Genomic DNA, 23,081 nt, shown 5'->3' on the forward strand with positions numbered 1-23,081 from the left:
CACCGCGCGTGGGCAGCGTGCGCGATCGTAGTCCGATCTGAGCGATCGCCTCCGGAGCCGTCCACAGTGGACAGCCTTACCAGGACTGGACTATTTTTCGACGTCTACCGTGGTGATCGGTACGCCAGAGCCGCGCGTCGTCGGTTGTGTAGGTCGACCTGCGCCTGTTCGCTGGTCCGGAAACCGCTGCGCCGGAACCAATGTCCACCCCGCCCCTGGTAACATCCGCGCCTCGGCATGACGGCGCAGCGGGCCGAACAGGACCATGACCAGCAGTGGCAGCGCCAGTCCCGCGGCGCGGCCGACGCTGGCGCGTAACAGGCGCCGGGGCATGAATAAATGAGATCGACACGACATCGCCCATCAGGAAGCCGATTCCGTGAGCGTACAACAGCAGTCACCATCCTGACGCTGCACTGTAGTGCGATCGGCAACGAGCGGGCAGAGCATCCGGAAACCGCTGCCATCGTTCCCGTCAGTGGAACCCTCGCGTCGCTCTGGGGTCCGTGTGCCGTCGCGAATCCATACCGTACCAATCACACTGACCAGCCACCGGCGAGCAGCATCGCGGCTATCCTGGAATCCGGTGCAGTCGACGGCCACGCCAATCACAAAGGCGGTCAACATGATTCACGTCCATAGTGCCTAGCCTGTCGTGCTTTCCGATCGTCGCGTCGAACCTGTGTGGGTGCGGCCGATCCCGGGCACGTCCGCACCCGAGCCCCGATCAGGTCATGGTCGCCCGTACACAGCGCAATTCGGACGCCGCCCAGAGATATCGAAATGTGAATACTGCTTTCGCAATACTTCGAGTGGAGATCACACCATGAAATTGGAGAACGACGAATACCAGGGCGCCTCGCCGGATGCCATCCGGCATCACTACGACGTCGGAACCGAGTTCTATCGGCTGTGGCTCGACACCAGCCTGACCTACTCGTGCGCACTGTGGGCCGACGGTGACGACCTCGACCGCGCACAACTACGAAAGCTCGACTACCTCATCGACCAGACGCGCATCACCGGTGCGGAACGCGTGCTCGACATCGGCTGCGGCTGGGGAAGTCTGCTGCGGCGGATCACCGAACGGCACGCGCGGGTCAATGTCACCGGTCTCACCCTCAGCCGAGACCAATACGACTACGTCCGCGCCTACGCCACCGACCGGCTGGACGTTCGCCTCGAGCACTGGAACGCGCATCACTCCGACCAGCCCTACGACGCGGTCTTCTGTATCGGCGCGCTCGAACACTTCGTCCGCTTCGGATTGTCCCGGCAGCAGCGCACCGCGGCCTATCGGGTGTTTCTCACCCACTGTCACCGCATGCTCCGCCCCGGCGGCGCGCTCGTCGTCCAAACTATCGGCAAAGGCAACCGGCCGCTGGACCACAGCGCCATCCCGGATGTGCAGTTTCTCGCGAACGAGATCTTCCCGGAATCGGATCCACCGCGATTGGCCGAACTCGCGCACGCCGCGGAGAAACTCTTCGAAGTCCGTTCGCTGGTCAACGACCGCCACGACTACTCGACGACCTGCGCGGAATGGCTGCGCCGACTACGCGCGCATCGCGACGACGCGGAAAGAATCGTCGGCGCTCGCAACGTCGACGACTATGAACGCTATTTGGAGGCGTCCATCCAGCAATTCGACGACGAACACCTCGTGCTCTACCGAATCTTGCTTCGGAAGGTGTCCGATCCGTTGTCACCGCCCGACTGATCGATCCGAGTCTGTTCGTTCCCAACGGTCCCCGGGCGACAGCCTCGAGATCGTCCGCTGGGTCGGCTCAATCTGCGCGCTCGAGCAGGCGTTTCGGATGCATCCCATCAACCGCACCCATGAACGGCGGATGAATGCTGTAGCCGAGCATGCGCCGGATGTCTTCCGAGACTGTTCGTGCGGTGTGTCGACTGGTGGACAGCGTGAATGGTTCCTGCGGTCGTAGCCAGGGTTCGCAATACTGTGCCGTCACGGCGAGCCGCGGAGCGTTTGTTCGGTTCGCGCCGCCACCGTGCCACAGGGTGCCGAGGTAGAACACGCACGACCCGGCGGACATCTGTGTGACCATCTCGGCATCGGAGCCGGTCGGTTGACGGACCGAATCCCAGCGATGGCTGCCGGGCAGGATGACCGTGCCGCCGTTGGTCTCGGTGAACGAATCAATCGCCCACATCGTCGCGGCACTCAATGGTGGGCGCGGGCGCGGGATCGGGTAGAAACCGTCGTCGTGGTGCAGCATCTGAGCCTGCGCGTCGGGAAGGATATTGATCACCTGCAGTTGGGAGAGTAGGTAGTTCGGCAAGAACAGTCGGTCGAGCAGAGCCAGGATTCGAGGATGGTCGACCAGGCGATCGCAGGCGCGGGTCTTCTCCAGCAAGCTGTACACCCGCTGGGTTCGCTCGCCTTCGAAGACATTACGGCCGGCGTGGCCGAGTAGACGCGCGACCGCCGCGCGTATTCGCTGGCATTCGTCCGGAGTGATCAGGTTCTCCAGGATGATGTAGCCGTCTCGGTCGAGGGCGTCCAAGTCGGCATCGACCAGTTCGGGATCGGCGGACGCTCCCTGTCCCGCGGTACTGCGGTGGCGGCGGGCCAAGTCGGCACGGAGGTCATCCATCTCGGTGATGACGTCGATGGCGCGCGGCGTGCGTGCGGGATTCATGGCTTCTCCTCAGCGGATGAACGCGAACCGCCTCGAAGCACGGATGCGGCGTTATTCCTGCTCGCGGTGGCTTCGTCGCAGCCTGAGCGCCGGAAAGTAACGCAAAGGCGCACGGCGGAAGTCTCACCTACGTCCCGATACACATCCATGATCCACGATCGGGGCATGCTCGGTCGCGAATCCGGTGAGTATGCCCGTGTTGGCGGCCCTTTGCCGTGGGACAGGGTACGGCGATCCGAATCCGACCCGATCCTCGCTCTCGCACGCACAGCACGCGATCTGGGCACCATGAGGCTGTGACGCCGGTTGGGCGGGCAGCTGACGGCCTGTCGGGCGGGGAATCGTCGGTGTGGGTGTGGAGCACAACCGATAGTGGGTGCGATCGGTGGGTGACCCGGAATGCGCCCGCAAGATCGGGAAAGTATCCCCGGTTGATCGGAGGACTACGTGTAGTCCACCTCACATCCTGATTGAGTTCACCGGACCCGGGTACGCGGCCGATATCAGCCGATCAACGATTCGGAGGTATGTCATGCCGGAGCACCAGAGCGGACCTCGGGAAGCTGTCGAGGGTGTCGTGGAGGACATCAAGGGCAAGGCGAAAGAGGCTGCCGGCGTTGTCACCGATGACGAGGGCCTGAAGAAGGAGGGGCGCGCTCAGCAGGACAAGGCCGAGTCGCAGCGTGACGCGGCACAGAAGGAAGCCGAGGCCGAAAAAGCCCGCGCGGAAGCCGATTTGGACGAAGCGAAGCAGAGCGCCTACCAGCGCGGCAAGGAGGCTTAGTCTCCGACGGGAGATCCGATGCGGCGGTAGGGCGGTACGACTCGTTCCCGTTCGGCGGCGATCTGCCGCCGCCGTTGTGCCATCGCTTCGACAGGTGTGGAGCCTGTCGAAAGGGCGTGGTGGATCGCCGCGGCGTCCTCGATGGCGTCCCGTGCGCCGACACCTTCGGCGGGGGTGATGGCATGATCGGCGTCGCCGCAGAGAACTACCGGTAGCACGGGGGGCCGGGCGGCGGTGACGGGCACGTTGCGTGCGTTCGAGACATGGACGGTTTCGGTGTCGGCGAGTAGGCGTTCCACCACATCGACAATTCCGGGAGCGACGGTCCGAATGAGTTCCGCCCATTGTTCGGCCGGATGGAAGCCGATGTCCCGCAGGGGAAGAGGCGGACGGGTGACCCTGGCGAACCAGACCGAGAGTTCGTCGTCCCACAGGTGCCCGAACGCCCCGGCGGGGCGGCCGTCCGTGCCGATCCGGCCGTCGAAGTGCAGCACCGAGTGGTCGGTGCGCAGCCGCAGTGGCTGCTCGGTGCGGCCATAGAACACAACTTGACCAGCGTATTGCGGTGTCCGTTCGGGTTCGAGGCCGCGGCGGGCCACCGAGTCGATACCGTCGGCCGCGACGATAACGTCGTCGGCGGTGAGCCGGGCCGGGCCACTGAACAAGACGCCCGCGGCAATGTCGAGATCGGTGATCGGAGTGCCGTAGTGGAATATCGCCGGTGAGACCGCGGCGAATTCGTGCAGCACCCGCATCAGTTCGGACCGCAGATACAGCCGATGTCCCCGGCTCGGAGCGGTGCGAGCCGGCCCGGGCAGGTATTCGACCCGGAGCGCGTCCACGGAATGAGCGACTCGGCGCAGCCGCTCGGCCGGCACCCCCAGGCCCGTCAGCGCGACATGCGCGCGATCATCGAGCACCAGGAACGCGCCCGCGCCCACGGACGGTTGACTCTCGTACACCTCGACCGGAATCTGTTCTCGCCCGAGCGCTCCGGCGAGAACGGTCCCGGCGATCCCGCCGCCGATTATTGTGACCATGCACTCAGGGTAGGGGCGCGGGAGGCGCCGATCTCCGACAATGGCCGGTGCGTGCGAACGCTATCCGTGCTCAGCAGTTGCTCGGTGCGGGCTCACCCCGGAACCGCGCGTCGACCCAGGCCAGCGCGAAGGGTGCGCCGAGCGCCGCGGCGGCCAAGTGGTCGGTACTCGGCTCCAGCTCGGACTGGACTCGGACGCCCGCGTCGCAATATCGCCGCATCGTGTTGTCGATCGAGTCCACCGGGATCAGTGGGTCTCGAAACGCTCGCCATTGGAAGATCGGTACCGCTGGCACGCTGTCGTAGAGCTCGAGGCTGTTTTCTTCGAGCACGCTCCGCGCGCGTTGGTCATGGGCGAGTGAGGTGGAGGCCGCGACATCCGTGATGCCCTGTCCGGCGCCGACGAACAGGATATCGTTGGTACAGCTGTCCGCGATCCGGTCTCGCACCGACATACCGAACGCGTTCAAGTTCTGGCTGACCGGTAGCTGCGTCGGGTACTCGCGCTCCAGGCCGATGGCGGCCGCAAGGATGAGGCCGAAGGCCGGATGCCGGCTGTATCCGAGTCCCTCCATCATCTTCAGCATGTTCATCGGCACACCGCCCTCCGCGGCGCCCACGATCGGAAGTTCTGGCGCGTAGGTGGGTGCCATGGCGGCCGCCCAAGCGGTCGCCATACCGCCGCCGGAATAGCCGAGCATCGCAACCGGGCTGGTGGCCAGACCCAGCTCGGCGACCCGGCGCGCGGCGCGGACGCCGTCGAGGGTAATCATGCCGCCGAGCTTCGCGGCGCCATAGGCGCTGGTCGGACCGAGATGGTCGGGCATAGCCACCGACCAGCCGCGCAGTAACGCCGCGTTGAGCGCGAAGGCCTCGCGCACCATGAGATTGGGGTCGGTCTCGTAGAGCGCGTGGGACACGGCGCACCGGGCGCCGAGGCCGTTGATGATGTGCTGATAGGACAGCAGCGGCCTACCCGGTGCGGCATTCGGCGGTGTCAGCACGGTAGTGGTTGCCGCGATCGGCTTGCCCGCGGAATTGGTCGAGCGGAATTTGATCATCGTGACAGTTGCTGCCGGGAAGCCGATCGCCCCGGGCATGGGTCTGACCGCGAGGACGTCACCCGGCGCGGCGCGGTCGATATCCGCGGGCGCCGCGTAGAACGGGTCCAGGTCCGGGGCTGGATAGATCGGCTGCGCTGAGGCCAGCGGTGCCGCTGTGAGCAGGGCCACCGTGATGGTGAGGACGGTGCGAAGCATGGCTACTGATCGACTCCCATTCATCACGGCGCTCTTTCCGGGTGGGACCTTGGTCGGCGAAGTCGAAACTCCGGGTAGCGGTGACATTGCCACTGATACCCGAACCTGTGTCACATTAGGGGAAGATCGAAATGCTAAGAGGTAGCCGCGCCGCGCGGCGTGCTGGCGGGTCGACCAGACCGCCCTCGTCTGTGCTGCGGCGGCTACCGTGACCGGGTGATTCTGCTCGTCATCGGTCTGGTTCTGCTCGGCGTGTTCGCGGTGCGATTCCGCAACGATCGAAGGCGGCTCGGTCACGGCGTGTACCTGCTGCTCGGTGTGGCGTTCACCGGCGCCTGGGTGATCGGCTCGGGCGCCGAGCGCGACCTGCCGGTGGTGCTCGCGAGGCTGCTGGTGTTGCTGTCTCCGGTCTTGGTACTGGTCCTCGCCGGACTGCTGATGGCGAACAGCGTGCAGATGGTGCGGGAGGAGGGGCTGCGCGTCTCGAATCTGCTCCCGTTCGGGCTCGGCGTCGTGCTGCTTGTGCCGTATATCGTGCTCGCCACGGCCATTCTCACTCAGGACCGATGGTTGGTGGTGGCGCTGGCGTCGCTGACCATGGCAGTCAGCTACATCGGGTTCCTGTTCGCGGCGTTCCTGTTGTATTCGCTGTGCTATGGCTGGCTGCCCTATCGGTCCGGGATGGACGCGATCGTCGTGCACGGTTCGGGACTGGTCGATGGCGGCGTGCCACCACTGTTGGCCGCGCGACTGGATCGAGCGATCGAGGTCTTTCGCGCGGAGGTCGCGATCGGGCGGGCGCCGCTACTGATCGCCAGCGGCGGAAAAGGTTCCGACGAGGTGGTTTCGGAGGCATCGGCGATGGCGGGATACCTGGTCGACCACGGGGTGCCCGCCGACCGTGTCCTGCGCGAAGACCGGTCGACGACCACCGAGGAGAACCTGTCGTTCACCAAACAGCTACTGGGAGAACACGGCCCGACCACCCGAATGGTGTTGGTGACAAGTAATTTCCACATTCTACGGACGGCGATCCTGGCGCGGCGCCTGAACCTCGATGCGGAGGTGACGGGCGCCAAGACCGCCTTCTACTACCTGCCGAGCGCGTTCCTGCGTGAGTTCGCCGCGCTCGTGGTGGCGTACAAGTGGATGAATCTGGTCACGGCTATCGCGCTGGTATCGCTGCCGCCACTAGCCCTGGTAGCTACGCGTGGCCTGCCCGGGCACTGAGCCTCAGCTGGTGAAGGACTTGTGCGGGATGCCGGCCGTCAAGCCGCCGTCGATGACGAACTCGGATCCGGTGGAATACGACGATTCATCGCTGGCCAGGAAGGTCACCAAGGCGGAGACCTCGGAAGCTTCGGCCGCCCTGCCGAGCGGGATCTGTAGGAAATCCGCCGGGATGTTCTCGGTCATCGGGGTGCGAATCAGTCCGGGGTGCACGGAGTTCACCCGAATCCTGTACTGCGCCAACTCCAGTGCCGTGGACTTGGTGAGCCCGCGTACGGCGAATTTGGTGGCCGTGTAGCCGTGCAGACCAGGACTGCCGCGCATGCCCTCGACCGAGGAGATATTGATGATCGAGCCGCCACCCGCTTCGATCATGGCAGGCGTCGCGGCCTGCATACCGAGAAAGGTGCCGGTCAGGTTGATGTCGACGATCCGTTGCCATTCGGCGAGTTCGAAGGCGACGAGCAGGTTGCCGTTCGCGATTCCCGCGTTGTTCACCAGGACGGTCAGCGACCCGAAACGCCGCACCGCCTCGGTGACGGCCATGCGCCAGTCCTCCGGCTCGCGAACGTCGAGGTGCACGTAGGCGGCGTTGTCGCCCAGCTCCGCCGCGACCGCGGCGCCCTCGTCGTCGAGCACATCGCCCAGTACGACGCGCGCGCCCTCGGCGACCAGAGTTCTGGCGTGCGCGGCGCCCATGCCGCGTGCTCCGCCGCTGATCAACGCCACCTTGCCGGTCAACCGCCCCATGGCGGCACCTCCGTCTCTAGATAACCGCAACACATCCTGGAGATGCGCTTGTCAGCGCACCCCGCGACAGTAACTCAGCGCGCAGTCCGAGGCCGGTCGCCCATGAGACCGGCGCGACTATCGTTCAACGAGTGAGCGAGCCGACTGTTTTCACGATCGAGACGCTGCGGACCGCAGTCGGTGCCGACCTCGGGGTGAGCGGCTGGATCGAGATCGGCCAAGAGCGCATCGACGCGTTCGCCGCGGCGACCGGGGATCACCAATGGATCCACGTCGACCGGGAACGTGCCGTCGACGGGCCGTACGGCACCACCATCGCGCACGGTTACCTCACGCTCTCGCTGTTGCCGTCGATCATCGGCGAGGTTTTCCGGATCGATGGCGTCGCCGCTCGAATCAATTATGGCGTGAACAAGGTCCGCTTCCCTTCGCCTGTTCCATCGGGGGCTCGTATCCGGGGCAGGACGACAATCGTGCGCGTGGAAGACGTTCCCGGCGGGCTGCAGGTGGTCCTCGCGGTGACGGTCGATCGCGAAGGAGGAGACAAGCCGGTCTGTGTCGCGGAGACCATTGTGCGTGCTCTGGCGTGATCGCCGGGCGTCGTTGCTCAGCGTGCCGGTGCAGATGCTGATGTGTTGTAATCGCGCATTCCGGGGCCGAAGGTCGGTCGGCGGCGAGCCATGCTCGGCGGCGGTGGCGAACCGGTCGGCAGGAGAATCCGGTGGAATTCGGCGATCAGGCCGATTTCCGTGCCGCGGTGAGTAACTCGGTGAGCACGCGGGGCACGGCGTCGGCCAGGTCCCCGATGTTGGGTACCAGTTCCTTGCAGGCGATGAAACCGATATTGAGCTTGTCATTGTTCGATAGCACGGTCGCGGTGAGTCCTGCGCCGTGGAACACCGGCCCGAACGGGTACATCCCGTCCACACGCAGGCCGAGGAAGTGCAGCGGCATCGGCGGACCGGGCACGTTGGACACCACCAGGTTGTGCACCACGGGGTGGATCTCGGCCAGTTTCAGCGACGAATACATTCGTGCCGCGAGCCGAAAGGTGTTCGGCGGACTGTATTTCGACAAATCCTGTAGGAAATCCGCGCCCATCAGGTCGTGCTCCTCCTTCGCTCCGCGATTGGCCTCGGCGACCTGGCGCAGCCGTTCCACCGGATCGGCGATGTCGGTGCCGAGTCGCGCGAACAGCGCGGACACCTTGTTGATGCCCGAGGTGTGCCGCGTCGTGTCATGCACGGATACCGGCACCGACGCGATCAGGGAGCGATCCGGCAACTCGTCGTGCTTGCTCAGATAGTCGCGCAGCGCGCCCGCCACGGCGGTCAGCACCACATCGTTCACCTTCACCGCGAACGCCGCCCCGATCTCCTTGGCGGCGCCGAGGTCGGCCTGAGTGAAGGCGACAGTGCGATGCGGCGTGATGGCGACATTGAACGGCGTGCGCGGAGCGGAGAACGGGGTCGCCATGCCGGTCTTGTTCTTTCGGCGGCGCTGCGCGAACCCGGCGATCACGCCGAGGGTTCTCGGCATCATCCCCACGATGCCCGCCTTCGCCGGCAGCTTCAGTGCCGCCTCGGCCAGCAGCTGCCAGTCGTTCGGGCTCGGCTCGGGTTGCCAATTCTGCTCGGGTTCCGGCCGCACGACGCCCGGTTCTAGGTCGCACAGGTGCATCATCATGTCGGCGCCGGTGATGCCGTCCATGGCGGCGTGGTGGTATTTGCAGATCACCGCGACCGTGCCGTCGTCAAGGCCCTCCACTACGGAAAACACCCAGAGCGGGCGATTACGATCCATCGGCCGGCTGGCGATATCGCCGATGAGTTCGGCGAGTTGGCGGCGTCCGGCCGGTGCGGCGATCGCGATCCGGCGGAGGTGGTAGTCGAGGTCGAAGTCGTGGTCTTCGACCCAGACTGGATGGTCGAGGTGCAGCGGCACCTCGTGCACGCGGCGGCGCAGCTGCGGAATCAAGGGCAGTCGCCGACCGAGCTCGGCCTTGAATCTCTCGAACGAGTAGTCCCCGACCGATGGGTCCAGGGTCAGCAGCGCGCACACGTGGAGGTGCTGGGTCCCGGTTTCCAGATAGAGAAAGCTGGCATCCAATCCGGTCAGTCGTTCCATAGCGAGAGACTACTAAAACGTGTTCTACTTCGACGGTGAACCAGGGGTCGGTGCGGGATTCCACCTCAGCCTCGGTGGGGTGGTCATACCGGAAAGCCGCTGCTCACTCGGATGCCGGTGCCGGGCGGGACACATATTCTTTTTCCGGCGCCCGGCGCCCGGCGCCCGGCGCAACGTAAGGGACGGTGGCGCACGGCCGATCTGCGACCGAGGTGGCCGCGAACGGCCCTCGCACCTCATGATCGACGTCGACCGCATCGTCTACCGCGGCGACATCATTTTCCCAGCAGCCCGGATGCGCACCTACGGCCGCGAGTGGTCCTGGCGAGTTCGGCCTGGACGGCTTCGACTCGCTCGGCCTCGATGCCCCACGGGTGGTCGACGCCGACCCTGCGGTCCAGATCCCACAGCACGCACTCCTCGCCCGGCGTGGCCACCAGCGACCACGCCACCACGGTGCGGCCCAGTTGCTGTGCCATGGTGCCGTGCGCAGGGTTCGGCGGCCCAGCGCCTTCCGGAAAGTGGTGGAGGAAGCGGCCGTAGGCGGCCGCGCAGAACTCGGCGTAGAGCCTCGTGCACAGGATGAAGCCGTGCCATGCCTCGTCGACCGCGTGCGACGGCATCCCGATCACCTGGTCATCGCGCATCGCGGCGGCGCAGCAGGCCAACCACTGCCGCAACCCCTTCGCGACCAGCTCATGCGGCTGCCACGGGCAGGTTTTGTAGACGGCCGCCGGGAACTCCACCGTGTCGACCACGGAGCGAACAGTCGCCAAGTCGACCCCGGACCGGCGGAAGTTGAAGAACACCACGATTCACTGTATGCGTATGCCGGCCTGCCTCTACCGTTTTGCTTATGAGTGCGGCAGTCATCCTCGTGGTCATCCTGTTGCTCGTGGTGTTGCTCGTGGCGGTGCCGATCAAGGTGGTGTTAGTCGCGCTCCGCGCGCAACGCAATCGATACGCTCCGCCGACGGTCAGGCGCGCTGTGCGTGGTGGCGGAGGGTCTTTCAGCGGCGGATCCGATGCTTCGGATCCGTTCTGGGCAGCAGGTGGGGCGGGTTTGGTCGGCGGCTACGACCCGAATCAGGCGAATGGCTGTGGCGGGGGCTGGAATCCCTGTGATGGGGGCAGTCACCATCACCATGGCGGCAATTGCGGTGGGGGAGCTGGGGGTTGCGGTGGGGGAGCTGGAAACTGCGGTGGAGGCGGCAGTAGTAGTAGTTGTGGTGGCGGCAGCAGCAGCTGTGGTGGCGGCAGTAGCAGCAGCTGTGGGTGAGGTTCCTGACCACGACTTGACCTCAACTTGTCTTCAGGTTCGATGCTGGTTGCTGTCCGATGCGGCAACGAACGATGGAGGCAGTGTCATGCGGGCTGTGCAAGCCAGGGAATTCGGTGGACCGGAAGTGCTCGCGGTGCGCGAGCTGCCGGAACCGGTGGCCGGGCCGGGTGAGGTGGTAGTCGACGTGGCGGCCGCCGACGTGATGTTCCTGGACACCCGGCTGCGCGGCGGCTGGGGTGCCGACTTCTTCTCGATACGCCCACCGTACGTGCCGGGCGGAGCGATCGCGGGTGTGGTCACGGCGGTCGGCCCGGACGTCGATCCGGTCTGGGTGGGAAAGCGGGTGTCCACCGCGACCGCGGCCAGCGGGATCGGCGGAGGCTCACCCATCGGCGGATACGCGGAGAAAGCCCTGGCGAAGGCGGAGACGCTGGTCGCGGTGCCCGACGCGCTGAGCCTCCCACAAGCCGTCGCACTCGCGCACGACGGCAAGACCGCGCTCGCGGTGTTCGACCACGCCGCGGTGCAGTCGGGCGAGTGGGTGCTGATCACCGCGGCTGGGGGCGGATTAGGCACTTTGCTGATCCAACTCGCCCGCGCAGCTGGCGCGAACGTGGTCGCCGCCGCGCGTGGCGCCGCGAAACTCGAGCTGGTGGCACGGCTGGGAGCGACCGCCGTCGTCGACTATTCCGAACCCGACTGGTCGGCAAAAGCGCGCGCCGCCACCGGGGGAGAAGGTGTTCAGGTCGTCTTCGACGGTGCGGGCGGCAGCTTCGGCGAGACCGCGCTCATGGTCACCGCGGACGCCGGCCGGTTCCTCGGATACGGCGCCGCCGCAGGCGAATTCGCTGGAGTTGATCGCGCGGCCGCCGGAGCCCGTGGCATCGCTGTGTACGGCCTGTTCGACATCACCGGTGCCGACATCGACTGGCATTCGCTTGCCGAGCGCGCCAACGCTGAGGTCGCCGCCGGTCACCTGGAGGTCGTCATCGGTCAGACGTTTCCACTCGAGCAAGCCGGCCGGGCGCACGCCGCCATCGAATCCCGGGCGGCGATAGGGCGCACTTTGTTAACAGTGTGAACTACCCCGCAACTGGCGAATCGTCGTAGTGCGCGGTGTCTGCGACGGCGCTAGGGTGCCTGCGTGGAAACTCTGATCGTCGTCGGTGTCGTCATCGTGGTCCTCGGTATCGTCATCGCAGTTGTGCAGTTCGCCAGCCGGCCGCCGAAGGATCCCGAGTCCTGGGACCGCGCCGAGGCCGAGGACTACGAGGAAGACTGGGACGAGGACTACCGCGACGACTGACCCCGCTCAGTCGACCGGGGTCAGCACAACGACCGCGATAGGCCGCTTGGTCAGCTTCTGATAGGCGCTGTAGCGGCCGTGGTTCACCTTGTCGACGATCGCCCATCGCCGCGTGTAGTCCAGGTCACCCGGTAGCGTTGCTCGCGCCAGCACCGACAGTTTCCGCCGTCCGACCTGAATCTCGCACTCCGGCTTCGCCTTCAGATTCGCCAACCACCCCGGCGGGCGCGGCGACCCACCGTTGGACGCGGTGACCAGATAGTCGGCGCCATCGCACCCGTACGTCAGCGCCGTGGTCCGTGACCTGCCGGACTTACGCCCCACGGTCTGTAGCAGCAACGTCGGATTTCCCAGCAGTAGCCGATGCCCGACCAGCCCACCACTGTTCTCGTACACCCACTGATGGACCTTCAACGCCTGCGTGAAGAGATCGGCCATGTCTGACCCTTCAGTAAGTTTGCTGGATCAGATCATCGTAAGCGAGCGCCGGTCCGACTGGTCTCCACCCCACTCCAACCGGTAGCATCCCCAAGGCTCGCGGAATCATCCGCGATGAGGGGCGGTAGCTCAGTCGGTTAGAGCCGTGGACTCATAATCCATTGGTCGCGGGTTCGAGCCCCGCCCGCCCCACAAACACTATCTGATCAGCGGAAACGCTGAACATTACAGCCGAGTTGGTCCAGAACAGCGCACCGTCACCAATGTATTTTGCCGGTAGAATCCCGGTGATGGGGCTGGATCTGGACGACATCCGAGAGCTTGCGGAGGACTTCGCGACGGAGCTGCGTCGCAGGAACCGGAGCAAGCAGACCATCGACGGCTACCTCACCCGAATCAGGTACTTCGCCGACTTCCTCCACCAGCGCGAGTTGCCGACCACGGCGCCAGACATCACTCGCGCCCACATCGGCGGCTACATCGAGGATCTGCTCACGCGGCCCAACCAACGCACCGGGGCGCCGTTGTCGCCGGAGTACGCGCGCGGTCAGTATCGGTCGCTGCAGCAGTTCTTCAAATACCTCGCGGCCGAGGAGATCATCGACGCGAATCCCTTCGACAAGATGAGCCCGCCGGCGGTGCCTGAGCAGAAGGTGCCGGTACCGAGCATGGATGCGGTGAAGGCTCTACTTGCCGAGTGCGACGGCACCGAGTTCGTCGACCGACGAGACAACGCGATCATCCGGCTGTTCGCCGATACCGGGATGCGGTGCGGCGAGCTCGCGCCGCTCGAGGTGGAATCGCTGGACTTCAACGAGAACACCGTGCTGGTGATCGGCAAAGGTGGCCGGCCGCGGACATGTCCGTTCGGCGACAAGACCCGAACGGCACTGCGGAGGTACCTCCGGGTCCGTGCCAAGCATTCCGGTGCGAAGAACGACAATCCGGCGCTGTGGCTCGGATACCGCGGGGTGATGACCGACTCCGGTATCCGGCAAATGCTCGAGCGTCGATGCGACGCTGCGGGAATCGAACGGCTTCACCCGCACCAACTTCGGCACTTCTTCGCCCATACTTGGCTCGACAGCGGTGGCCAGGAGCAAGACCTGATGATGCTGGCAGGGTGGCGGTCGCGGCAGATGCTGGCGCGCTACGGCGCCGCGGTCGCGGACAGCCGGGCGAAGTCTGCGCACCGCCGGGCGCGGCTGGGCGACAAACTATAGCCGCAGCTTCCCGCCGCTCGTCGTGCGCCGCAGCTACGGTGTTCTCGTGACTGACGACCTGGTCGGTTGGGCCGAGAAAACCGCACGTGAATATCTGCGAGATCTGCCGCGGCGGTTGAGTCATGTTGAGGGCGTAGTCCGTCGCGCCGAACTTGTCGTCGACTTGGTGGACGACGCGGAGATGTTGGTGGCGGCTGCATGGCTGCACGACGTGGGGTACAGCGCCGCCATCGCACATACTGGGTTCCATCCAGTCGATGGCGCAGAGCTTCTGCGACGCGAGCGCGCGCCCCTCCGGCTGTGCGCGCTCGTTGCGAACCACTCGTGCGCACACGTTGAAGGTCGCCGCCGACGCATTGACATCAGATGGCCTGACGAATGCACTCTGCTACGGGATGCTCTGTGGTGGGCGGACATAACCACAACGCCGACAGGTGAGGTTACTGATGTGCGTTCTCGGATTGACGAGGTTCGACAGCGGTACGGGCCAGAACATGTCGTAGCGGCGTCGGTTACCGAGGCCGAGCCGGACCTGTTAGCAGCGGCCGAAAGGGTCGAATCTGCATACCGCCGCGTGCTGGGGTGAGGTAAGGCGCTTCGCTGGCACTTACTGCGCAGCCTACGCGAAGCGCAATAGAGGAATCGGCGAAAGGCTGCGGGCGTCAGTACTCGCTCTGAAAATCGAGGCCGTGACGTCCGTGATGCTCATTTTCGACGCTGGCAATTAGACGCACCAATTGACGAGATATCGCGGGATTGGCAGCGATGGTATGGCGCGCGTGGGCAGTGTGATCACTGCCATCGGAATCAGTGACTATCGCGCCACTTTCGCGGGCGATAAGTACACCAGCCGCAGTATCCCATGGATTATTCGACATGATGATGCAACCGTCTGTCCGCCCCTCGGCTACCCACGCCAGATCGAGCGCTGCGGACCCGAACATTCGTACTCGTTCCACGTTGGCGGCTAGGGCGGATGTCAACGAGATGCGCTGTGCATTCTTGTAGCGTGCGTTCGCCCCGACAGCGTAGTCGCCGATAGAAATGATGGAATTGTGCAGCTGCTCGCTGCGACCGGTAGTGATCGGCTTCTCATTTGCGAAGGCGCCGCGCCTCTGCATTGCGAAGTACTCAAGGCTGAGGAAAGGTGCGTTGATAACGCCCATTATCGGACTTCCATCTTGGAGGAGTGCAAGTGAGACTGCACATAGCGGTATGCCATGGATAAAGTTGGATGTGCCATCGATCGGGTCTAGAACCCATGCCAATCCTGAAACGCGTTGGCCGAGGTCGAGTTCTTGGATAGACTCCTCGCCTACGAATCTAATTTCGGGCGTCTTTGCTTCGAGAATTTGGCTGAGTGTGCGCTCGATCGTAACGTCGAGTTCAGTGACAAAGTCTCGCTCGCTTTTCGCGGACACTTTTCCCGGATCGGCTGTTGACAGAAGGTATGCACCTTCGGCAGCTGCTCTCCGCGCGATTTCGAGGAGTTTGTCATTGTCACTCACCCGGTTACCGTCTCTCTTCCGTCGTTCCACATGCTCTCGAAGACCGTTGCGAACGTATTGAAGATACCGTCTGTGTTCGACTTGCGTGCTACGAAGGTGGGCGACTCGACACCGCGGGCTTGAGGAAGATAGGGCTGCATGACGCAGAGTTCTTCATCGACGATCGTGATGTTGAAGCGGACAGGCGCGTCGTACGTCCGTATCTGAATATCTCCGAGTGCATCCTCGCGGACGCGTCGCTGGACACGTTGCAAGCCGCGAATGTTCAAGTCTGTCAAGCTTGACAGAACACCTGTCGTGTGACCTTCCTCGGCTTCACGTTGGCCTATGTAAGTTCCAGTGGGATCGAGAAACAAGCATCGAATGGCTGTGCCGCTTTCCAGCAGGCGCAGAATATCAGTATCTGAGTACTGTTGGCACAGCATGTTCAATGAGATTCCAACCATATCGATCGTTCTGGCTGTCTTGAATATCTCCTGCGGAGGCATTTCGCGGACAAAGTCCAGGCGGTTCGGATAGATAGATTCGACATCGGCCGTTCGCGAGCGTGGCATCGATTTTGAGTCGAAGTCCTTCGCTGTGCTGGAACCGCGATCAAGCTCATCGCTCGCTCCGGTGTATTCGGCGAAGAGTTCCGCAACGGACCACTCTGGAAACATCGCTTGAAGTACTCGACAGTGATGTGGATAGGGGAGGCTGTTTATGTCGCCGGATAGCCATCTGTAAAACTGTGCCTTCTTCGGTCCGCAGCCAACTATTTCCGGCTCGATTCGTTCGGCGATCCTGTCGTACTCACGGTTAAAAGCTGAAACGGTCTGCCAGTGCCGCTGCTGGAGCAGCGCTTTCAATACGGTCCCCATGGCCCCTGCCTTGTCGCGATTGCTTCGCCTGAGTAGAGAATACCAGGGATGAGACATAGAAGATACCAATTTCAGACATTGGTGTCATAGGAGATTCATTGGTGGCGGCGAGGGGAGACTGCATCAAAAAACATCCTTGGACGTGGAATTTCCACCGCTTTCTACCCAAGGAGTAAGCCAGTGACCGTAGGTACGCAGTCGGCCGACACACCGACTGGACTCATCAATCTCAAGACGGCCGCGTCGCTGATTGACGTGGACGTGAAGACCCTCAAGAACTGGATCAAGGCCGGGAGAATCCGCGGATTCCTGGTGAACGGTCGGCTATGGCGCGTCCAGCGTGACGAGCTGCTCGGATTGGTTCAGGTGGCGGCCGACTCCGTGATTGACGGTGCGGAATGAGCACCCCGGTCGAGCGGTCGTTGCAGGCGCGGATCGCCGCGTATGAGTCTTGGGCAAAGACTTCCGATCGAGCAGCGCGCACTGCGAAAGCACGGGCGGCGATGGCAAGCAGGTTCGACCGCCTTGTCGACCCGGATGGGCTGTTGAGCCCGGAGGAGCGCGCGTACCGCGCTGATCAGGCTCGGAAGGCCCACTACACGCGGCTTGCATTGAGGTCGGCGCAGGCTCGCCGTCGTGCCGGTCAGCGCCGCAAGGGCGGTGACATCTGATGCGGGCTCGGACGTTTGGCGTCGCTGTATCAGCCGTGGCGGTCGGCTATCTCGTGTTGACGGCGCCGGAGGTTGTCGGGTTCACGGTGATGGTGCTGGGTGGTTTCGCGTTCTGGTGTGCGTCGCGGCGGTGGGGAGTTCGGCGATGACCGCATCGTGGAGGCAGGAGCCCGTCCCGCGTGGGTACGAGGTCATGCACTTCGACCGTGGCCGTGGTGGTCACAACCCGTTGCATTCGATGGCCGGTCCGGAGTTCACCGGTACCAGTGCGGTGTTCGCGCCGTTGGGGTTGTTGCCGCCGATGGTGCGGGTCGCGGTGCTCGGTGTGCTGCTGCTCGTCGGTATGGGTGGTTGCACGGCGGCATGGGTTGATTACCAGGACTACACGCCGTCGCCGAACATCTGCCGTCCAGTGAACTCGGGGATTCCGGCGGAGCGGCCGGGTTCGTGTGTGCCGCGCTCGCAGGTGCCGGAGGTGGCGCGATGAGCGCGGCGGACCGTCGCCGCGAGCAGGCCGAGCTGGGAGCCGAGCAAGACCGCTTGGGCGTCGTTCATGGCGTGCTGTTGGACATGGCGTTCGCCGCGAGGGATGCGTCTGATGCGAAGGGTCACTGCGACAACGACTTCGAGATATCGAGGATCCGGCACACCAAGCTCAGCGCTCAGGTACACGCGGAGCGGATCGCGATATGGGGTCGGCTACTCGACTACCGGCTCGCTCCGGAGGCGGCAGCGAAGATCCGCGCCGAGGTCGCCGTCGAACGGGACCGTATACAGCGGGAGTCGCCCCGCAGGATGGGGCGGTCGCGATGAGCAGGTTTCACGATCCAGACGGCAAGCAGTTCGGTCTCCCGACGTGGCCGTGGGGTTTGGCGCCACAGCATTTGCGGACTCGTCGCCAGCTGGCGCGCGACGGGCAGCGCCCGAGTCGTCAGTACGAGGGCCAGATCCTACGGTCGCGGGGTGGCTCGCGGGGGCCGTTGAAGGCGTACCTGTATGACGCGGAAATGGCTGTGCCGAAGCGTGTTCCGTCGGAAGCGCAGTTGGAGGCATTGCAGCTTGCCCGGTGGCAGCGGTCGGTCGAGGCGTGCGAGCGGCGCGGGATCGATGCCACGGAGATGCGGGAGTTCATCCAGCAGGCTCGCGCGGATATCGCTGCTCGCCACCGGTCGGCTGGTCACAGCCGTGACGGCAGGGAGCGGAACCGATGAGCGCCGCAGAACGGCACCCGACGTGCCGGTGCGGGTGCGGCGGTACGGGTAGTGAGGGCCAGGGCTTGTGTGTGGCTGCCTATAACCGGTTTCGGCGTCGTCAGATGGCGTACGGGCGGTGGCAGCCGCGTGTGGAGGCTGAGCAGGCGCGGGCGCATGTGGAGCGGTTGTTGGGGGCGGGGTTGCGGAAGGCGCATGTGGCGACGTTGGCCGGAGTCAGCAAGACCACGGTCGTGAACCTCACCCGCGCCGGCACCGAACGCATCAGTGCCACGGTCGAACAATCGATCCTTGCCGTGCCGGTCCCGGAGCGGGCCGCCGACGTCGCCGCGGACAACGCGTTGGTGCCGATCACCGGTGCCCGTCGCCGTGTGCAGGCGTTGGTCGCCTTCGGGTATCCGCAGTCGCGTTTGGCGCGGGAGTTGGGGATAGATCCTGGTCATGCGACGTTCGGGGCGTTGGTGCAGCGCCAATTGCCGGATGGTCATACCGGGCAGTTCATCCCTGCGGGGCGGGAACGGGCGATCAAGGGCCTGTTCGACCGGTTGCAACTGATTCCGGGTCCGTCGCAGCGGGCCCGTGACTACGGCCGCCGGCGCGGGTGGGCGCTGCCGCTGGAGTGGGACGAAACCGCCCTCGATGACCCCCACGGTGTGCCAGAGCGGGCGCGGTGGACTCCGCCGACGGGGGCCCAGCGGCGTGATGAGCGTCGTGGGCAGGTTGCTGCCCTGACCGAGCGGGGGTTGTCGGCTGAGCAGATCGCCGATCAGTTGGGCGTGACGACCCGCACGGTCGTGCGTGACCGCGGACAAGCCACACCGGAACCGCGAGGTGAGCAGCTGGATTCGGAGATCGCGGTCATGGGCGATGTCGCGGCCCGAGCGCGCCGGGATATCGCCGCTCGCCGTGGCGGGCGTGTCAATCGAAGGGAACGAACCCGATGAACCACAACACGAAGATCGCGGCGCGACCGGATCGGTACGCGGCGTTGGAGTTCGATCACCGCGATCAGATCATCGCCGGGTTGCGCGCGACGGGTGTGACGTATCAGGAGATCGCCCGCGCGCTCGGTGTCCGGACGCGGCAGGTGGAACAGGTCCTCGGTGAAGTGACCGCGCTGCATGCCCGGCAGGTGAGCCAGGCCGATATTGCCCGCCGGGTCGGGCTGCCACGCACGACCGTTCAGGACTTGCTGCGTGCGGAGCGGGTGGCTCGGTCGACGCCACGGAAGACCCAAGCACTGCGTGGGTTGGTGGACATGCACGCCATGCAGTTGGACATTCTGGGCTGGTTTCTGGGCATGGAGCGCAACCACGTTTACAGCCTGGCCAAGCAGCTGCATGCCGAGGGCCGCATCTACGACCTCGACGATGTCCAAGCGGGGGAGAAGTGGGTGGTGCCCACGCGGGTGACCGCGGCCCGCTACCTCGGGTGGCGTCCCGCTGACTGGCACCCGCCGCTGGGGTTGGCCGAGCACTACCGGGCGGTGGCCCAGGCCCGGATCATGCTCGTCGGTGCCGACCCGCACCTGTGGGTCTCCGAACGCGTATTGCGGCACCGGGTCGGGGGCACGGTCCCGGGCAAGGGCAAGCCCGCCGAGGTGGAGGTATCCACGGGGCGCGATCCGCGGTTGGGTCGCCCGCACGTGCACGACGGCCGGTTCCTCGGTGTGGTGAAGGGCCGTCACGGCTGGTGGGCGGCCGAGGTCGAGCTGTCGAAGAAGGACCCCGAGTACATGGATATCGCGCTGCGAGGCGCGATCCGCGCCGCCCGTGACAGCGCCGAGGAGGCGATGGTCGGCGTGCTGTACCTGTGCCGCACCCCTGCGGTGTTCAAGAACGTCACCGCTGCCTCGGAGCGGTTGCCGGACAAAGAATTCGGTGATCTTGCCCTGGATCTGGTGATCCGTGACTTCGACAGCGAGTGGTCGAAGTTCCTCACCCGCTACGCCGCGATGCGCGAGGCCCAAAAGCAGCAGAGCCCGAACCGTCGCCGCCGCACTCTCATTCATCTCACTCAGGAAGCATCATGACCAACCCCAACTGCCACTGGATCATCACCCCCGACGACTGCGATCCACTCCACACCGCGACCCCGACGCCAGCGCCAGCCCCGGTCGCGCCGCCGATCGAGCAGGCACCGGCGTCGTCGGTCGGGATTCACCCGGAGAAGCCGCCGATCAAGCAGCTCGACGGCATCGACCTGCCCGATTTGAGCAGCGTCACGCACTTCGCGGGCACCGCGACTGTGTGTGGTGTCGTGATTGTGGCGATGCTGGTCATGATCGTCGCGGTGGCGGCGCGGTGGCCGTTGGCGCCGCATCGGCTGCGCAACTTCGCCGTCGCCTCTCTGTTGCTGCCCGCGACCTCGGCGTTGGCTGGCGGCTCGTGGACGACCCCGGCCGCTCTGTTGTGGTCGGGTGCCGGACACGTTGCTGACGGCGACTGGGCGGGTCTGCGGATGATGCTCGCGCTCGGGGCGCCGTTCGCCGCGGTGACTGCGACGTATGTGTGGGCGAAGTTCGTGCACAAGACCAACACGGTCGGTTTGAAGAATTTGGGTCGCACTGAGCGGGTGAAGGACGCGATGCTGGCCCGCAAGTTCGCTCGCGCCGCCGCGGCCGCGAAGCTGGGTGCCCCTTACACGGTGGGGGAGGGGATCGTGTTGGGGCCGTTGGCGAACACCACGACAGCGAAAACTCCCGGGTTGTGGCAGGAGCTTACCGCGCGGCATCGGCAGTGGTTGGTGATCCCGCACAAGCAGGCCCGCCGGCACTTGGCGGTGGTCAAGACCACCGGTGGTGGCAAGACCGAGACCATCAAACGGTACTTCGCTGGGATGCTCGAATACGAGTGGACCGCGTGGCAGACCTGGAAAGACGTGCCGGGCGTGCGGGGCAAGCACCCGCGCCCGATGCAGGTACTGATCTCGTGCAAGGGTGGCCAGGACGACAAAGAACTCGGTCTGCAGATCCGGGACATCGCGTTGCGTAAGGGCATCGACCCCGCCCGTATCGCGACCGTCGGACCGGACGGGGATCGGCTGGAGTTGTGGAACAGCATGCCCGCTCGCGACATGCGCGGTGTGGTTGGTGACCTGCTCAACGCCGGGCAGGCGACTACGAGTGAGGGTCAGCATTTCGACGAGATGCGCCGTCGCATTGTCTCGCTTGTGGTCGACGCCCCGATCGGGCCGCCGCAGTCTTCCACGGAGTTCCTGGAGCGGTTGAACGCCGACACCCTGCTCGATATCTGGGGTGGCGCCCCCGACGTGAAACGGATGATCGCCGCGTTGCAGGCGGAGAAGGTGCCGCAGCTCGATGACGCCCTGATCAAAGCATCGAACTTGTTCGATCTGTTGCAGGACCAGAACGGGCGCATGGTGTTCGACGGCGGCAAGAATCTCGATGACCTCGACGTCCTCTACGTGACGGTGCCCGGTCTGGACAAGGACGCTGCCCGCGCCCAGGTCGCTGCGATCCTGCGAATGGTGATGCTGCGGGCCGGGCGCACGGCCAAGGACCAGCGTCGTTCGGTGACGGTGATCATCGACGAGGTTTCGGCGACCACCACCGAACAGGGCTCCATCGGCCTGATCGACGTGTGCGAACGCGGCCGCTCGCAAGGAGTGGCGTTGATGTTCGCCGCCCAGTCCCAAGAAGGACTCGCCCGCGATGAGTGGACGCTGAACCGGCTGCTCAAAGCCTGCGCCGGCGGGCTGATCCTGGGCTACAACGAAAACGCCGGAGACCTGTGCAAACACCTAGGGTCCGTGCGCAGCATGCTCCCGTCGCGTCATTTGATCAAGGGCCAGCGCACCGGTGACGAGGGCCAGGTCTCCGTCGGTGAGAAGTGGCTGGTCGACCCGGATGTGTTGCGCCAGCTCGACACCGGCGAAGTCGTTTACGCCCGCGCACGCCACGCCCAATGGGGCCGAGTCGTGCAGGTCGACCCGACCGAACTCACCCCACTGCCAGGCACACCCGCCGCCCAGACCGTCGCGCGGCCTGCTGGCAAGCCCCAGATCTCCGGCGACACTGCCGTCGCCTGAACCCATCCAGTCCGTCACCGAACCGATTGCGAGGCAACACCATGCGCGTCTACCGCGACAACAACGACCACAACGACGAAGACCCCGACCAGGGCGGCAGCGAGGGCCGCGACCCGGTCGACCCGAAAGCCATCGGCGACATCCTCGCCGACGAGTTCGCCGACTACCTCGCCGACGTCGTGGCCGCCGCCGACAACACACCACCGGCGCACCGGCAGCCGACCGACGCTACCGAGCCACCCGCCAAGCCCACGCTGCGCCTGGTCAAGAACGACGAGACCGACACCGTCGCCGAGTGGGACAAGTCCCTCGAACCAGGCGCAGCCGCTGCGGCCGGGCGGGCGGGTCGGCGACGGATGATCCGTGGCGCGGCGGGGAGCTCCGCTGTTGTGGTCACAGCGACCGTACTCGCCACGTGGGATCAGCCCTGGATCGTGACCGGCCCGCTCGCCGCCTATGGCGGTGCGTGGCTGGGCTACCTGTGGTGGAACGCCGCTTTGCGTCCGAGCGTCCCCGATGTCCTCGGCGCTGTCACCAGCGGCGTCAGCACCGCGTTCGCTGTGGTCGTGACCACCATCGCCGTGATCGTGCGCGGTCTGGTCGAGCGGATCGACACCGCGCGCACCCGGCACGAAACAAGTCGCACCACTCCTGTCTCGCCGTCGCTGTAACTGCCCCTC

The 23,081-nt window shown here is 65.1% G+C and carries 27 protein-coding genes and 1 tRNA gene; 18 read left to right on the forward strand and 10 right to left on the reverse strand.

The genetic code is table 11. The features are described from left to right. Positions 1-90 precede the first annotated feature (90 nt). Positions 91-333: a hypothetical protein gene (locus AB0C34_RS28260; RefSeq protein WP_357079369.1), complete on the reverse strand. Its 243-nt coding sequence runs from the start codon at positions 331-333 to the stop codon at positions 91-93. A gap of 493 nt (positions 334-826) precedes the next feature. On the opposite strand from AB0C34_RS28260, the gene AB0C34_RS28265 reads away from it, so the two are divergent. Further along, a complete protein-coding gene (locus AB0C34_RS28265; protein ID WP_357079372.1) occupies positions 827-1,720 on the forward strand; it encodes a class I SAM-dependent methyltransferase in 894 nt (297 codons plus the stop codon). A 67-nt stretch (positions 1,721-1,787) separates the two neighbouring features. On the opposite strand, the gene AB0C34_RS28270 is transcribed toward AB0C34_RS28265, so the two are convergent. After that, positions 1,788-2,663: a phytanoyl-CoA dioxygenase family protein gene (locus tag AB0C34_RS28270; protein ID WP_357079375.1), complete on the reverse strand. Its 876-nt coding sequence runs from the start codon at positions 2,661-2,663 to the stop codon at positions 1,788-1,790. Positions 2,664-3,195: 532 nt separating this feature from the next. On the opposite strand from AB0C34_RS28270, the gene AB0C34_RS28275 reads away from it, so the two are divergent. Beyond that, on the forward strand, positions 3,196-3,447 hold the full coding sequence (locus AB0C34_RS28275) for a CsbD family protein (protein WP_357079378.1): 252 nt from the start codon (positions 3,196-3,198) through the stop codon (positions 3,445-3,447). Here the strand turns inward: AB0C34_RS28275 and AB0C34_RS28280 are convergent. Beyond that, a complete protein-coding gene (locus AB0C34_RS28280; RefSeq protein ID WP_357079381.1) occupies positions 3,444-4,487 on the reverse strand; it encodes a hypothetical protein in 1,044 nt (347 codons plus the stop codon). The genes AB0C34_RS28275 and AB0C34_RS28280 overlap by 4 nt on opposite strands. A 70-nt stretch (positions 4,488-4,557) precedes the next feature. Beyond that, positions 4,558-5,745 (reverse strand): lipase family protein, encoded by a 1,188-nt coding sequence (locus tag AB0C34_RS28285; RefSeq protein ID WP_357079384.1) that lies wholly within the window; start codon positions 5,743-5,745, stop codon positions 4,558-4,560. 216 nt (positions 5,746-5,961) lie between these two features. Between AB0C34_RS28285 and AB0C34_RS28290 the strand changes: the two genes are divergently transcribed. Continuing rightward, positions 5,962-6,975: a YdcF family protein gene (locus AB0C34_RS28290; RefSeq protein ID WP_357079387.1), complete on the forward strand. Its 1,014-nt coding sequence runs from the start codon at positions 5,962-5,964 to the stop codon at positions 6,973-6,975. Between the two features lie 3 nt (positions 6,976-6,978). On the opposite strand, the gene AB0C34_RS28295 is transcribed toward AB0C34_RS28290, so the two are convergent. Beyond that, the gene (locus AB0C34_RS28295) at positions 6,979-7,725 is read right to left on the reverse strand and encodes a glucose 1-dehydrogenase (protein ID WP_357079390.1); all 747 of its coding nucleotides are present in this window, start codon (positions 7,723-7,725) and stop codon (positions 6,979-6,981) included. A 131-nt stretch (positions 7,726-7,856) separates the two neighbouring features. On the opposite strand from AB0C34_RS28295, the gene AB0C34_RS28300 reads away from it, so the two are divergent. After that, a complete protein-coding gene (locus AB0C34_RS28300) occupies positions 7,857-8,315 on the forward strand; it encodes a MaoC family dehydratase (RefSeq protein WP_357079393.1) in 459 nt (152 codons plus the stop codon). A 145-nt stretch (positions 8,316-8,460) separates the two neighbouring features. Here the strand turns inward: AB0C34_RS28300 and AB0C34_RS28305 are convergent, their stop codons facing one another. Together AB0C34_RS28305 and AB0C34_RS28310 are read right to left on the reverse strand one after the other, a co-directional pair. Further along, a complete protein-coding gene (locus AB0C34_RS28305) occupies positions 8,461-9,852 on the reverse strand; it encodes a wax ester/triacylglycerol synthase family O-acyltransferase (protein WP_357079396.1) in 1,392 nt (463 codons plus the stop codon). Positions 9,853-10,127: 275 nt separating this feature from the next. Further along, positions 10,128-10,628 carry a hypothetical protein gene (locus tag AB0C34_RS28310; RefSeq protein WP_357079462.1) on the reverse strand — a complete coding sequence of 167 codons (501 nt, stop codon included), beginning with the start codon at positions 10,626-10,628 and terminating at the stop codon, positions 10,128-10,130. Between the two features lie 591 nt (positions 10,629-11,219). Between AB0C34_RS28310 and AB0C34_RS28315 the strand changes: the two genes are divergently transcribed. Further along, complete coding sequence (locus AB0C34_RS28315; RefSeq protein ID WP_357079398.1) at positions 11,220-12,215, forward strand: zinc-binding dehydrogenase; 996 nt, start codon at positions 11,220-11,222, stop codon at positions 12,213-12,215. A 63-nt stretch (positions 12,216-12,278) separates the two neighbouring features. Then, entirely contained in the window at positions 12,279-12,440 is a 162-nt protein-coding gene (locus AB0C34_RS28320; RefSeq protein WP_357079400.1) for a hypothetical protein, read from the forward strand. Positions 12,441-12,446: 6 nt separating this feature from the next. Here AB0C34_RS28320 and AB0C34_RS28325 read toward each other — a convergent pair whose 3' ends face one another. Then, on the reverse strand, positions 12,447-12,878 hold the full coding sequence (locus AB0C34_RS28325) for a nitroreductase/quinone reductase family protein (RefSeq protein WP_357079401.1): 432 nt from the start codon (positions 12,876-12,878) through the stop codon (positions 12,447-12,449). Positions 12,879-12,996: 118 nt separating this feature from the next. Between AB0C34_RS28325 and AB0C34_RS28330 the strand changes: the two genes are divergently transcribed. The 3 genes from AB0C34_RS28330 to AB0C34_RS28340 all read left to right on the forward strand — a co-directional run bounded on the left by AB0C34_RS28330 (position 12,997) and on the right by AB0C34_RS28340 (position 14,687). After that, positions 12,997-13,070 (forward strand) — tRNA-Ile (locus tag AB0C34_RS28330). 98 nt (positions 13,071-13,168) lie between these two features. Continuing rightward, positions 13,169-14,101 (forward strand): tyrosine-type recombinase/integrase, encoded by a 933-nt coding sequence (locus AB0C34_RS28335; RefSeq protein WP_357079404.1) that lies wholly within the window; start codon positions 13,169-13,171, stop codon positions 14,099-14,101. Positions 14,102-14,147: 46 nt separating this feature from the next. Further along, a complete protein-coding gene (locus AB0C34_RS28340; protein ID WP_357079407.1) occupies positions 14,148-14,687 on the forward strand; it encodes an HD domain-containing protein in 540 nt (179 codons plus the stop codon). Positions 14,688-14,763: 76 nt separating this feature from the next. Here the strand turns inward: AB0C34_RS28340 and AB0C34_RS28345 are convergent, their stop codons facing one another. Both AB0C34_RS28345 and AB0C34_RS28350 read right to left on the reverse strand, forming a co-directional pair. Continuing rightward, positions 14,764-15,609, reverse strand: a complete 846-nt coding sequence (locus AB0C34_RS28345) for an inositol monophosphatase family protein (protein ID WP_357079410.1) — start codon at positions 15,607-15,609, stop codon at positions 14,764-14,766. Then, complete coding sequence (locus AB0C34_RS28350) at positions 15,606-16,469, reverse strand: DUF5919 domain-containing protein (RefSeq protein WP_357079413.1); 864 nt, start codon at positions 16,467-16,469, stop codon at positions 15,606-15,608. The genes AB0C34_RS28345 and AB0C34_RS28350 overlap by 4 nt, the downstream gene beginning before the upstream one ends. Positions 16,470-16,649: 180 nt before the next feature. Between AB0C34_RS28350 and AB0C34_RS28355 the strand changes: the two genes are divergently transcribed. The 9 genes from AB0C34_RS28355 (at position 16,650) to AB0C34_RS28395 (ending at position 23,072) form a co-directional block, all read left to right on the forward strand. Next, on the forward strand, positions 16,650-16,871 hold the full coding sequence (locus AB0C34_RS28355; RefSeq protein WP_357079416.1) for a helix-turn-helix domain-containing protein: 222 nt from the start codon (positions 16,650-16,652) through the stop codon (positions 16,869-16,871). Beyond that, the gene (locus AB0C34_RS28360) at positions 16,868-17,140 is read left to right on the forward strand and encodes a hypothetical protein (protein WP_357079418.1); all 273 of its coding nucleotides are present in this window, start codon (positions 16,868-16,870) and stop codon (positions 17,138-17,140) included. Before AB0C34_RS28355 ends, AB0C34_RS28360 begins: the two co-directional genes overlap by 4 nt. Positions 17,141-17,285: 145 nt before the next feature. Continuing rightward, positions 17,286-17,627 carry a hypothetical protein gene (locus AB0C34_RS28365; protein WP_357079421.1) on the forward strand — a complete coding sequence of 114 codons (342 nt, stop codon included), beginning with the start codon at positions 17,286-17,288 and terminating at the stop codon, positions 17,625-17,627. Next, positions 17,624-17,953 (forward strand): hypothetical protein, encoded by a 330-nt coding sequence (locus AB0C34_RS28370; RefSeq protein WP_357079424.1) that lies wholly within the window; start codon positions 17,624-17,626, stop codon positions 17,951-17,953. The genes AB0C34_RS28365 and AB0C34_RS28370 overlap by 4 nt, the downstream gene beginning before the upstream one ends. Next, positions 17,950-18,351, forward strand: coding sequence for a hypothetical protein (locus AB0C34_RS28375; RefSeq protein WP_357079427.1), 402 nt, complete (start codon positions 17,950-17,952; stop codon positions 18,349-18,351). Before AB0C34_RS28370 ends, AB0C34_RS28375 begins: the two co-directional genes overlap by 4 nt. A gap of 104 nt (positions 18,352-18,455) precedes the next feature. After that, positions 18,456-19,295 carry a helix-turn-helix domain-containing protein gene (locus AB0C34_RS28380; protein WP_357079428.1) on the forward strand — a complete coding sequence of 280 codons (840 nt, stop codon included), beginning with the start codon at positions 18,456-18,458 and terminating at the stop codon, positions 19,293-19,295. Next, positions 19,292-20,383: a hypothetical protein gene (locus tag AB0C34_RS28385; protein ID WP_357079431.1), complete on the forward strand. Its 1,092-nt coding sequence runs from the start codon at positions 19,292-19,294 to the stop codon at positions 20,381-20,383. Before AB0C34_RS28380 ends, AB0C34_RS28385 begins: the two co-directional genes overlap by 4 nt. Then, the gene (locus AB0C34_RS28390) at positions 20,380-22,401 is read left to right on the forward strand and encodes a hypothetical protein (RefSeq protein WP_357079434.1); all 2,022 of its coding nucleotides are present in this window, start codon (positions 20,380-20,382) and stop codon (positions 22,399-22,401) included. Before AB0C34_RS28385 ends, AB0C34_RS28390 begins: the two co-directional genes overlap by 4 nt. Positions 22,402-22,442: 41 nt before the next feature. After that, the gene (locus tag AB0C34_RS28395) at positions 22,443-23,072 is read left to right on the forward strand and encodes a hypothetical protein (RefSeq protein WP_357079437.1); all 630 of its coding nucleotides are present in this window, start codon (positions 22,443-22,445) and stop codon (positions 23,070-23,072) included. Positions 23,073-23,081 lie beyond the last annotated feature (9 nt).

It is taken from the genome of Nocardia sp. NPDC049220 (genome assembly GCF_040647855.1).
Taxonomy (GTDB): Bacteria; Actinomycetota; Actinomycetes; order Mycobacteriales; family Mycobacteriaceae; genus Nocardia.

Coding starts and splice junctions, on each gene's coding strand:
- AB0C34_RS28260 (WP_357079369.1), bottom strand. CDS start 333: ATGCCCCGGCGCCTGTTACGCGCCAGCGTCGGCCGCGCCGCGGGACTG.
- AB0C34_RS28265 (WP_357079372.1), top strand. CDS start 827: ATGAAATTGGAGAACGACGAATACCAGGGCGCCTCGCCGGATGCCATC.
- AB0C34_RS28270 (WP_357079375.1), bottom strand. CDS start 2,663: ATGAATCCCGCACGCACGCCGCGCGCCATCGACGTCATCACCGAGATG.
- AB0C34_RS28275 (WP_357079378.1), top strand. CDS start 3,196: ATGCCGGAGCACCAGAGCGGACCTCGGGAAGCTGTCGAGGGTGTCGTG.
- AB0C34_RS28280 (WP_357079381.1), bottom strand. CDS start 4,487: ATGGTCACAATAATCGGCGGCGGGATCGCCGGGACCGTTCTCGCCGGA.
- AB0C34_RS28285 (WP_357079384.1), bottom strand. CDS start 5,745: ATGCTTCGCACCGTCCTCACCATCACGGTGGCCCTGCTCACAGCGGCA.
- AB0C34_RS28295 (WP_357079390.1), bottom strand. CDS start 7,725: ATGGGGCGGTTGACCGGCAAGGTGGCGTTGATCAGCGGCGGAGCACGC.
- AB0C34_RS28305 (WP_357079396.1), bottom strand. CDS start 9,852: ATGGAACGACTGACCGGATTGGATGCCAGCTTTCTCTATCTGGAAACC.
- AB0C34_RS28315 (WP_357079398.1), top strand. CDS start 11,220: ATGCGGGCTGTGCAAGCCAGGGAATTCGGTGGACCGGAAGTGCTCGCG.
- AB0C34_RS28325 (WP_357079401.1), bottom strand. CDS start 12,878: ATGGCCGATCTCTTCACGCAGGCGTTGAAGGTCCATCAGTGGGTGTAC.
- AB0C34_RS28335 (WP_357079404.1), top strand. CDS start 13,169: ATGGGGCTGGATCTGGACGACATCCGAGAGCTTGCGGAGGACTTCGCG.
- AB0C34_RS28350 (WP_357079413.1), bottom strand. CDS start 16,469: ATGGGGACCGTATTGAAAGCGCTGCTCCAGCAGCGGCACTGGCAGACC.
- AB0C34_RS28360 (WP_357079418.1), top strand. CDS start 16,868: ATGAGCACCCCGGTCGAGCGGTCGTTGCAGGCGCGGATCGCCGCGTAT.
- AB0C34_RS28365 (WP_357079421.1), top strand. CDS start 17,286: ATGACCGCATCGTGGAGGCAGGAGCCCGTCCCGCGTGGGTACGAGGTC.
- AB0C34_RS28370 (WP_357079424.1), top strand. CDS start 17,624: ATGAGCGCGGCGGACCGTCGCCGCGAGCAGGCCGAGCTGGGAGCCGAG.
- AB0C34_RS28375 (WP_357079427.1), top strand. CDS start 17,950: ATGAGCAGGTTTCACGATCCAGACGGCAAGCAGTTCGGTCTCCCGACG.
- AB0C34_RS28380 (WP_357079428.1), top strand. CDS start 18,456: ATGGCGTACGGGCGGTGGCAGCCGCGTGTGGAGGCTGAGCAGGCGCGG.
- AB0C34_RS28385 (WP_357079431.1), top strand. CDS start 19,292: ATGAACCACAACACGAAGATCGCGGCGCGACCGGATCGGTACGCGGCG.
- AB0C34_RS28390 (WP_357079434.1), top strand. CDS start 20,380: ATGACCAACCCCAACTGCCACTGGATCATCACCCCCGACGACTGCGAT.
- AB0C34_RS28395 (WP_357079437.1), top strand. CDS start 22,443: ATGCGCGTCTACCGCGACAACAACGACCACAACGACGAAGACCCCGAC.